Source organism: Streptomyces sp. NPDC048106, assembly GCF_040706415.1.
Classification (GTDB): domain Bacteria; phylum Actinomycetota; class Actinomycetes; order Streptomycetales; family Streptomycetaceae; genus Streptomyces.
On the sequence record NZ_JBEZND010000001.1, the window covers coordinates 156,745 to 166,190 of the forward strand.

The following is a 9,446-nucleotide window of genomic DNA, read 5'->3' on the forward strand; positions in this document are numbered from 1 at the left end:
CTTGACTTGACTTGGGTGGGCTTGGCTTGGGTTGGGTTGGCGTGGCGTGTCTCGGCGTGTCCGGCCCTCTCGCCTGCCTCCTGCCTGCCCTGCCCTCGCCTCCCCGCCTCCCGATCAGGCCTTGCGGTCGGCGACGGCCCAGGAGGCGAGGGCGACGGCGCCCGCGACACCGAGGACGGAGGGCCAGGCGCCGACCTTCTTGGCGAGCGGGTGGGACCCGGCGAAGCCGCCGACATAGGCGGCGGTCAGCACACCCGCGGCGGTGTTCCCGGCCCGCTTGCGCCACTGCTGCGCCGCGACGGCACCGGCGACGGCGAGCACGGCCCCGCCGAGCGGCCGCTTCTTCGTCCACCGGGCCACCCCGTACCCGCCGACGAGCCCGCTCGCGGCGACGACGGCGCTGGGAACCTTGGCCATGAATGCCTCCGTATGTCGTAGAGGATGCCGAGGCTAACGCGCAGGCGCGCGGGCCGACCTGACCTGAGTCGAGGCTTGTCAAGTTTCCGGCTTCGAGCTATATAAGAAGCCGTAGGGCATCGCACCCAGCACCTGAAGAAGGGAGTGACCCGTGATGCTCATGCGTACCGACCCGTTCCGCGAATTCGACCGACTCGTGCAGCAGGTCAGCGGCAACGCCGCCCGTCCGTCCGCGATGCCGATGGACGCCTATCGCGCCGGTGACGACTTCCTGGTCCACTTCGACCTCCCGGGCATCGACCCGGAGACGATCGAGCTGGACGTCGAGCGCAACGTCCTCAACGTCCGCGCGGAGCGCCGCAGTCCCGCCCCGGAGGGCGCGCAGACGCTGGTCGCCGAACGGCCCACGGGCACGTTCACCCGCCAGCTCTTCCTCGGCGACACCCTCGACACGGAGCGCATCGACGCCTCCTACGAGTCCGGTGTCCTGACCCTGCGCATCCCGGTCGCCGAACAGGCCAAGCCCCGGCGCATCCAGATCACCGGCGGGGCACCCTCGCGCAAGCAGCTCGGCAGCTGACGCGCGGCGCGGGGCGGGATACCCGAAGTCCCGCCCCGCGCAGGGCCGTTCGGCCCCCAACCCTGCCCACCCGTCCCGGCTGCCGGCCGCCCTGCGGGGTAACCGGCCATTGGACGTACGGATGCGCCCCGCAGAAGGAGCCCCCAAGATGACCACGACGGCGACAGAGCCGCACCCGAGAACGACCGCCCCCACCCCGTCGCCCCGCTGGCAGGACCTGACCGAGGCCGTCCGCGAGGCGGGCCAGTACCCGACGAGCGCGGAGGCCGAACGCATCACCCGCGTCGTCCTCGCGGCCCTCGGCAGCCATGTGACGGGCGACGAACGCGTCGCCCTGGCCCAGTCCCTGCCCCCCGAGGCCGGCCGCGTGATCGCCGCCCAGATCCCGGTCCCCCACCCCCTGACAGCCAGGGAATTCGTGGACTCGGTCGCCACCACCCTCGACAACTCCACCCCGGCAACGGCCCGCTGGGACGTCAGCTCGGTCCTCAGTGTGGTCGCGACGGAGATCGGCGCGGCCCTGACCACGCGGGTACTGGCCCAACTTCCCCCTGGCTACGCGTTGTTGTTCGGGAGGGCGGAGCTGGCGTCTATGGCCTGACACGTCACGGGATCCGGGCGCCGTACACCTTGCGGCGCCCCGTCGGCCGGGACCGCTCGCGTGCTCAAGGACAACGTCGTCAGCTTGCCGTGCAGGCGCTCGAAACGAGATGCGCGCGGGCAATTACAGGCTGTCGCCGAACGAACACCTGAGATAACCTGCCTGTGCCTTGTCCAGCATGACCGGACACACACGAGGGGCACCGAGGGGGATCGTGGAGCGGCGCGAAGTGCGAGGTCATTACGAGGAATTGGCAGACGAGTACGACGAGCACTGGGTCTACGGTCCGCACTACGTTCCCTGGATGTCCGGCCGGATCGCCGAGGCGTTGCGGCTCGTCCCCACGGATCGGATCGCCGACGTCGGCTCCGGTACCGGGCTGTTCGCCAGAGAAGTGGCGAACCAGCTTCAGCCTCGCCACCCCATTCTGTGCATCGATCCTTCCGAGGCGATGCTCGGCCAGCTCGGCACGCCGCCTCCGGCGGATCTGACGCCGATCGTCGCTTCCGCCGAGGACATCGCGGAAGGACGCACTCCTCTGCCGTACGAGCAGCTCGACGCGATGTGGCTGAAAGAGTCGGTGCACCATGTGGCCGATCAGGCGCAGACGCTTCGCGGCCTGGCGGACCGGCTCGCGCCCGGCGGCCGGCTGCTGGTGGTGATGCTTCCGGCCACCATCCAGTACCCGCTGTTCAAGGCGGCCCTCGCGCGGTTCGAGGAGCTGCAGCCCGACCCCGCCGGTATCGAGAGACACCTGAGCGCGGCTGGGCTGGAAGCCAGCCTCGGTTACGTCGAGCATGAGTTGCGCATCGACCGGGACAAGTACCTCGGCATGGTGCGCGCCCGCTACATGTCCCTGCTCTCGACCTTCAGCGACAGCGAGATCGAGAAGGGCATCGAAGAGATGCGACTGGCCCATCCGGAACCTGTTCTGGTGTTCCCGGACCGGTTCGCGTTCGTCCTCGGTCGGCGACCTGGGGAGTCCGAGTGAGCACGATGGTCGATGAACGGCTGCGGCGACTGCGGAGTGAGCTCGACGACCACTCGCGGATCGCGGATCGACTGGGGCTCGACCTGGAGCGTCCGTTACGGTCCCTCAATGACGGCTACCCCGAGAACGCGGTGGCCCTGGTCGGGAAACTGACCGAGAAGCTTCTCAAGGAGCTGTGGCGCCATCACGGCGTCGAGGGCGACCCTTCGACGAAGGCGCTGAACGACCTGGTCAAGCGCTGTCGTCCCCACATTCGCAGCAGCACGGTGCTGGACGCGCTCGACGACATCCGGCGGCTCCGCAACCGGTCCACCCATGACGGATACGACATAAGCGACGAGGACGGGCTGCTGGCGGTCCGCAGACTCGTCGACGTGCTGGTCTGGTTCACCGACACCGGGAGCGCGGCACTCCTTGGCGGTGAGCCCGACGTGGCGCCCGAGGTGGCCCGCCGCTGCGAGTTCCTCGCAGGGCTGTACGTCACCCTCGGATACCGGCAGGCCAAGCGGTTCGTCCTCAGCCCGGACACCGTGTACCAGCTGTTCTGCCGTGAGTCGGGGATGCGGTTGGAGTACGTCGAGCTGATGCTCTCCAGGGACGCCGGAGACCTGAGCGCCGTCCTCGCGTCCAGCGGCGGGGAACTGCTGCGCACCCGGCTGCCCAAGCTCACCCGGTTCGTCGTGCTGGACGACGACGGAGGTGCCGAGCCCGGTGCCCTCCACCGGATGCTGGGGCTGGACTTCCGGATCGTGCGTTACGACGGCTTCGTCGACACCGTCGTCAATCTCGATACGCACCTTGCCGACCTCGGTTCCGCCGACAACCCGGCGGAACCGAGGGCCGCTGTCCCGGGGGCAGCGCTGACCATGGACCCGCGGACCGGTGAGTCGCGGATGGAGCAGTGCGACGATGTGGCGGAGCTGCTGTCCCGCCTGGCGCACGGCAGCGCGAACATCCTGGTCACCGGCCGCCCAGGGAGCGGCAAGAGCACGCTGCTGCGCGCGCTGGCCGCCAACCCGGAACTCCGCCGTTTCCGCTTCTACTTCGACCTCGGGCTCAAACCGAAGGACGAACCGTTCTCCGAGTACGTGGCCCGCCTCCTCGCGCCGGCGATGACATCGGACCGCTCACGCGCTTACGACCTCTTCCTCTACCTGATCCGTTCGGGGACCGCGTTGTGCGTGCTCGATGCCGTCGATGAAGGCGTCGACGAATCAAGCCCCGCCGGATTCCTGCGGCTCTTCACCGATCTCGCCGCTGTCCTGTCCGCTGAATCCACCGTGGTGATGAGCTCACGGGTGTCCTTCCTCGCGGACTCGCCCCAGGTGCGTCAGCTGCTGGACAGCGGCGCGGGCCGCTCCGAGCAACTGGTCGAGCAGATGTACGCCAACGGCCTCGACCCGTCCCGGGTGCCGCACTTCCATGTCGTGCGCCTGGCCGAAGCCGAGGCGACGCCTCTGGAAAAGCGTCTCGCGGCGGCACTGAGCCTTCCGCCCGGGCAGCCGCTCGCGGACATCCTGGGCACGCACATCACCCGTACGCTGACCGATCGTGGACAACCCGGTCTGGAGCAGCGGCTCCCCGCCGCGCTGGGACACGCATTCCTCACCGACCGCACCGTTTTCTCCCTCGCCGATCTGCACCGGCAGTTGGGAGCCGACGCCTTCAGAGACGGACGCCTCGATCTCGACGCCTGCGTACTCGCTCCGCTGGTGCGGCCGGTCGGCCCCGAACACGTAGCCTTCGTACACACGGCTTACCAGGAACTCCTGGCTGCCAGATTTCTGACCGAGCCGGCGAACCGGGACGTGGCAGCCGACCTTTCCGGCGGCGCCTTCCTCACCGAGCAGGTGCGTGCGTTCCTCGCCGCCATGCCCAGCAGCCCGGAGACTGACGACTGCGTGCTTCCCGCCGGGGCGTACCTGGTCGGGCCGGCAGAACGGCTGCTGATCCGCCGAGTGGGGAATTCCGTACGCTTCGACCGCCATGCGGTGACCGTGGCGCGCTACCGCCGCTTCCTTGACGCCCTCGACCCGGACGGCACCTCGCAGTGGGACCACCCGGACCAGCCGGCCGGTGTCACCCACCGCCCCTGGACCGACCGGCTACAGCGGCGCGACTACTACGAGAACCCGCGCTACGACGCCCACCCGGCCATCTGCGTCAGTTGGTGGAGCGCATACGCGTTCGCGGCGTTCGAGGGCAAACGCCTGCCGACCTCCCTTGAGTGGGAGGCCGCCGCACGTGGCGCGGACGGTCGCCTGTTCCCATGGGGCGATGACCCCGACGGCACCCGGATCAACTGTGCCGACACCTGGGTCGGCCGCCCCGTGGTGACGTATCAGGCGTGGTACCGGGACTTCGCGGGCGGCGCCGTGCGCGGGGCCGGGGTGAAACCCGTCGACGAGCGGCCCGGAAACCGCTCCCCGTTCGGTGTCGTCGACATGGTGGGCAACTGCTGGGAATGGACGTCCACCAGTCTGGGCGACCCTGGCGAAGCCGTTATCTGCGGTGGCAGCTACGACAACCCGATGCGCGCGGTGCAGGCCGGCAGCAAGGGCGTCTACCGCAAGCGCGGCACGAGCAACGCGGTCGGCTTCCGGTGCGTCCAGGACCTCGGCGCGTCATCGGCAGAGGAGACGACGGCATGAGTGGCGGCGGGCCGCGTCAAGGAATCATTGTGGACAGGCGTCCGAGCGGCGGGGGACTGAGCGGCGCACTGGGCACCTACGTGGTTCAGGACGAGGAAGACGAGCGGTACTACAGCTTCGACTACCGGCAGATCGTGACCGAGGGGTTCCGGACGATCCGCACAGGCGAGCGCGTTCGCTTCCACGTCAGCGCCGAAAGCCCCGACCGGGCGGAGTTCGTCATCCGCCTCGACCAGCCGGACCCGTCCGAGTACTACCGGTGATCAGGCATGGGGCCCCACCGCTTGACCACGTCACGGGCGCACGCCAGGAACTGACCGTCGTCCTGCCGGTGCGGCTGCTGCGCGTCCCCGACTGGCCTGAAGGCCCCTTCCCCTTCGAGCTGGGCAGCCGCCGCACCGACGCCGCCACTCGGTCCACCTACTTCGCCCCGGCTTCTGCCCGCGCGCTCTACGGGGCACCCGGGCGGCCACGACGCTGGCACCTGCCGCTGGACATCAAGCAGGACGGGCTGCGCCTGCTGGGCATGGAACTCCTCCACGCGGCCATCGCCCACAATCAGGAACATGCCCTCGCCGTGCTGCACTTGAGCGCGGAGGGGCCACTGCTGCCCCTGCTGAGGGCCCTGGTCGGGCGGCGCGATTCCGGGGAAAACCCGCTCACCGGCCCCTTCGACCCGACCGGTCTGCTCGCTGGCATCGCCGACGTTCACCACCCCGGCGCACCGTTCGCCATAGCCCAGCCATACACCATCGCCTTCATGACCCCCACGTCAGAGCAGACTGCTGCCCTGCGCTCCGGCCTGGAGGGGACACTGCCGCCGAGCGCGGACCGCTGGCTGTGGCAACTGGCGTCCCGCTCCACCCCGGACGACTTCCCGCTGCCTCCGGAGACCGCCGGCGAACAGCTCAAGGACACGGTGAGGATCTCGGCGGACTGGAGCGCGCTCGTACTGCGTCAAGGGGCAGCCTTCCTCGGTCACCGGGCCGACACCGGTGCGGGCGACTTCTTCGAATTCGCCGCGCTGCACTCCCGCACCGTCTACCTCGACGCCCTGCTTCTCGGCGCGCTCCAGCGCGATCACATCGACGAGCTCACCGACGAACTCTCCGAGGTGTTCAACACGTCACAGCTGGCCCGCCGGGTCGCCGCACTGGAGAGGAACATCGCCGTCTTCCGCAGCACCTACTGGCGACAGCACCTCACCGCGCACGGACCGGCGAACGATCTGCTGCTCGCCTTCCAGCACCAGCACCGGCTGCCTGCCCGCTTCCACGAGATCCTCGCCGAAGCGGCCGACTACAGCAGACTCGTACAGAACCAGGAAAGTCAGCAGATCAGCGGCGCCCTCGGCGTCCTCACCATCCTCGGCCTGCCACTCGGCACAGCCCTCAGCATCCTCCAGGTCCTCGGTGACAACTCTTGGGCACACCTGTTCATCGCCCTGACATTGTCGGTCGCAGCCACGGCGGGAGCCCTCACCACGCGGTATGGGCGATTGGTCCTGTCCTCTCTGAGAGGCGGGGACGACAAGGTTCGGTGATGCGAACACTTTCTATCCAAGCGGCTGATAGCGCTCGTGGGGGACAGCCCGGTCCCATACGGAGTCGAAGGCCGAGGCGCACAGCTTCACGACGGCAGGGTCGGTGACCAGCTCCTCGCCGGTCATCATCCCGTCCCCGGCGAAGTGATTGAACAGTACGGACTCGTTGTCGAACAGCCAGAAATCGTTCCCCGGCAGGGCGAGGGCGGAGGCATGCCTGCGGGGCAGCCAGCGGACCTCTTCGCCGGCCTTGACGTTGTGCGGGCTGGTGAGCTCGTACTCGTAACGGACATAGGGCGAGATTGGTTCCGAGACGACACGGGCCCGCCGCACGGACACACCTCGGGCGACGGTGGCGGAAACCAGCTCGAACCACCAGGGCCAGCGTTCCACCGGATCGAACCGGTCGCCCGCGGTCCACTGCCGGTAGTCCTCGTCGAGCGCGTACGCGTCCCGCGTCTCAAGGTGGCGGGCGCTGTGCCGAGCCGAGCGGATAAGATCCTCAAACGCGGTCTCGGACAAGGCTGTTCACCTCCGGGAAGAACGGCGTCATGCGCCGCGGGAACTCGATCACCGTTCCGTGATCGGGGACGTCCAGCTGTGCCAGCCGGCCGGGGTCCTTGCCCAGCCGGTGCAGCGCCATGTGCCCTCCGTGGTGATGGGTGACGATCGACATGAACAGGCTTGCGCCGGCCGGGCCTGACGGGCCAGCGGCTTGCATGCTTGGAGTCCCTTATGAGCGCATCGCCGTCGACGGACGCACACTCCACGCACTCGGTTCCACTGCCGCCGCTGTATGAGGACTTGAACCACTGGGGCGTCGAAGGTGCGGTCATCTGGACTGCCTGCTCATACGGTCGATGAGCTCAGTCGAGGACTCGAAATCAAGCGCCTGCGCACTGAGGTATTCGAACGCCAACCTATAACGATCCAACTCCGCCCGCTTCTCCATGAAAAGCCCGCCGCCGAGAAGGTCCATGTACACCACGTCCAGCTCGGGAGAAGGGCCCCGAAGGATGGCGAAGCTGCCCACCGCTGCCGCGTGCGCACCTGTCGCGAAGGGCAACACCTGGATGTTGACGTGGGGCAAATCCGAGACTGCAAGGAGATGTTGGAGCTGCCGCCGCATGGTCTCGGCTCCACCGACCTGACGTCGTAGGGCTGCCTCGTCGACCACGCACCAGATCCGCGGAGGTTCGTCACGCTGAAGGATTTCCTGCCGCTTCATGCGGATGTCGACCATGTGCTGAACTTCCCGTTCAGCACAGTCCACTTCGGACGTGCGGTGCACAGCCTCTGCGTAGGCGCGTGTCTGTAGCAGCCCGGGGACGTACACGCACGCGTAGTGGTCTTCGCGCACTACCTCGTCTTCGAGGGTGAGCATGAGGTTCATAGACTCGGGGATGGGGTCGGCGAGCGACCTCCACCACCCTTGAATCTTGGCGCCTTTCGCCAGCTCGACCAAGGCGTGGCGCTCCTCGCCGGATGTGTCGTACTCCCGGCACAGCGCCTCAACGATCGGCCACTTGACTGTGGCCTCCTTCGTCTCGTAGCGACTGAGCGTCGCCTTGGAGATGCCGACGCGCGTCCCCGCCTCCTCAAGGGACAGGCCCTTGAGCTCACGAAGTCGACGTAGATCAGAGCCAAGTTGGCGACGGCGAGTCGTGGGCCCGACTGGCATGCGGTGACCTTTCATGTTGATCCAACCAGATGGTCTTGGCCTGCCCACCGTGGTAGCAAGCCAGCGCGCGCCGGGGGCGCACAGTTGTTGCCGTGCTCCCATCCTCTCTGTCTGAGAGTTTCATTCTGAGAGTTTCAGTGCAACTCTGAGTGTTCGGTGCATCGCATACCGCAACCTACCGTCTGGCGCAGGGAGTTGAAGGATGGACTGCATCATTTGCATGCCGAGGAAGCCGTGGGACCTGCCCTTCCTCGTGGAACCTCGGGAGTTGGCGGCCCTGCGGCGTACCCTGCGGCTCCACCTGGACGGGTGGCACTTGCCCGATGTGATCGACGTGGCGCAGGTCTGCGTCAGCGAGTTGGTTACCAAACGTGATCACCCACGTTGGTCTCGGAACCCCGGCCACCCTCGTCGTCTCCATGAACGGCAGCTACCTGCGTGTCGAGGTTCATGACCCCGACACCCGCGCCCTGCCGATTCTGGTCCAGGCGGACTTGAACAGCGAAGCCGGCCGCGGGATGGCACTCATCGGTGCCATGGCCGACCGGTGGGGTGTCGAGCTGCGTGCTGACCGCAAGGTGACATGGTGCGAGATGGCCACTGGGCTGCCCGCGACCTGTACTCACACGGTCCGCCCTCTGACTGTCGGAGTCGACGAGCTACTCAACAGCTACAGGGAAAGAAGGGACTGGGCCCGGCTGGTGCGGAATCGGAACCGCTGGCTCTCGCCGCGGCAGAGGAGGCGGCGACCGATATCATCGCCGACCTCCTCCGCTGGATGCAGGCGCACGGCCGCGATGCGGACGACGTGCTGGACCGTGCTCTGACTCACTTCGAAGGGGAAGCCAAGTAGTTCACGTACTGGCGATCGCGGCGGACGCGCTTTCCGCGCACTCGATCGCGTTACCGCCGCTGTACGACGACTTGAACCATCGCAGCTGGGGGGAGGGCTGAGGGCCGCAGGCATTCACAGCTCCTCGAA

The 9,446-nt window shown here is 67.8% G+C and carries 10 protein-coding genes and 1 pseudogene; 6 read left to right on the plus strand and 5 right to left on the minus strand.

All coding sequences use genetic code 11. The annotated features are described in order from the left end of the window. Window positions 1-114 precede the first annotated feature (114 nt). The gene (locus tag AB0927_RS00690; protein ID WP_366665269.1) at window positions 115-417 is read right to left on the minus strand and encodes a hypothetical protein; all 303 of its coding nucleotides are present in this window, start codon (window positions 415-417) and stop codon (window positions 115-117) included. Window positions 418-571: 154 nt separating this feature from the next. Between AB0927_RS00690 and AB0927_RS00695 the strand changes: the two genes are divergently transcribed. The 6 genes from AB0927_RS00695 (at window position 572) to AB0927_RS00720 (ending at window position 6,783) form a co-directional block, all read left to right on the plus strand. Continuing rightward, on the plus strand, window positions 572-997 hold the full coding sequence (locus AB0927_RS00695; protein WP_366665524.1) for an Hsp20/alpha crystallin family protein: 426 nt from the start codon (window positions 572-574) through the stop codon (window positions 995-997). A 148-nt stretch (window positions 998-1,145) separates the two neighbouring features. After that, window positions 1,146-1,598 carry a DUF2267 domain-containing protein gene (locus AB0927_RS00700; protein WP_366665270.1) on the plus strand — a complete coding sequence of 151 codons (453 nt, stop codon included), beginning with the start codon at window positions 1,146-1,148 and terminating at the stop codon, window positions 1,596-1,598. A gap of 214 nt (window positions 1,599-1,812) precedes the next feature. After that, complete coding sequence (locus tag AB0927_RS00705) at window positions 1,813-2,589, plus strand: class I SAM-dependent methyltransferase (RefSeq protein ID WP_366665271.1); 777 nt, start codon at window positions 1,813-1,815, stop codon at window positions 2,587-2,589. A gap of 5 nt (window positions 2,590-2,594) precedes the next feature. Next, entirely contained in the window at window positions 2,595-5,240 is a 2,646-nt protein-coding gene (locus tag AB0927_RS00710; protein ID WP_366665525.1) for an SUMF1/EgtB/PvdO family nonheme iron enzyme, read from the plus strand. Window positions 5,241-5,269: 29 nt separating this feature from the next. Beyond that, complete coding sequence (locus AB0927_RS00715; RefSeq protein ID WP_366665272.1) at window positions 5,270-5,503, plus strand: hypothetical protein; 234 nt, start codon at window positions 5,270-5,272, stop codon at window positions 5,501-5,503. After that, window positions 5,500-6,783, plus strand: coding sequence for a hypothetical protein (locus tag AB0927_RS00720; protein WP_366665273.1), 1,284 nt, complete (start codon window positions 5,500-5,502; stop codon window positions 6,781-6,783). The genes AB0927_RS00715 and AB0927_RS00720 overlap by 4 nt, the downstream gene beginning before the upstream one ends. 12 nt (window positions 6,784-6,795) lie before the next feature. Here the strand turns inward: AB0927_RS00720 and AB0927_RS00725 are convergent, their stop codons facing one another. The 4 genes and pseudogenes from AB0927_RS00725 to AB0927_RS00740 all read right to left on the minus strand — a co-directional run bounded on the left by AB0927_RS00725 (window position 6,796) and on the right by AB0927_RS00740 (window position 8,464). Beyond that, the gene (locus AB0927_RS00725; protein WP_366665274.1) at window positions 6,796-7,305 is read right to left on the minus strand and encodes a DUF6879 family protein; all 510 of its coding nucleotides are present in this window, start codon (window positions 7,303-7,305) and stop codon (window positions 6,796-6,798) included. Then, a complete protein-coding gene (locus AB0927_RS00730) occupies window positions 7,286-7,504 on the minus strand; it encodes a hypothetical protein (protein WP_366665275.1) in 219 nt (72 codons plus the stop codon). The genes AB0927_RS00725 and AB0927_RS00730 overlap by 20 nt, the downstream gene beginning before the upstream one ends. A gap of 40 nt (window positions 7,505-7,544) precedes the next feature. Then, window positions 7,545-7,619, minus strand: a pseudogene (locus tag AB0927_RS00735) (DUF397 domain-containing protein); the annotation flags it as partial. After that, window positions 7,616-8,464: a helix-turn-helix transcriptional regulator gene (locus AB0927_RS00740; RefSeq protein ID WP_366665276.1), complete on the minus strand. Its 849-nt coding sequence runs from the start codon at window positions 8,462-8,464 to the stop codon at window positions 7,616-7,618. The pseudogene AB0927_RS00735 and the gene AB0927_RS00740, both read right to left, overlap by 4 nt. Window positions 8,465-9,446: the final 982 nt, after the last annotated feature.

Coding starts and splice junctions, on each gene's coding strand:
- AB0927_RS00690 (WP_366665269.1), bottom strand. CDS start 417: ATGGCCAAGGTTCCCAGCGCCGTCGTCGCCGCGAGCGGGCTCGTCGGC.
- AB0927_RS00695 (WP_366665524.1), top strand. CDS start 572: ATGCTCATGCGTACCGACCCGTTCCGCGAATTCGACCGACTCGTGCAG.
- AB0927_RS00700 (WP_366665270.1), top strand. CDS start 1,146: ATGACCACGACGGCGACAGAGCCGCACCCGAGAACGACCGCCCCCACC.
- AB0927_RS00710 (WP_366665525.1), top strand. CDS start 2,595: ATGGTCGATGAACGGCTGCGGCGACTGCGGAGTGAGCTCGACGACCAC.
- AB0927_RS00730 (WP_366665275.1), bottom strand. CDS start 7,504: ATGCAAGCCGCTGGCCCGTCAGGCCCGGCCGGCGCAAGCCTGTTCATG.
- AB0927_RS00740 (WP_366665276.1), bottom strand. CDS start 8,464: ATGCCAGTCGGGCCCACGACTCGCCGTCGCCAACTTGGCTCTGATCTA.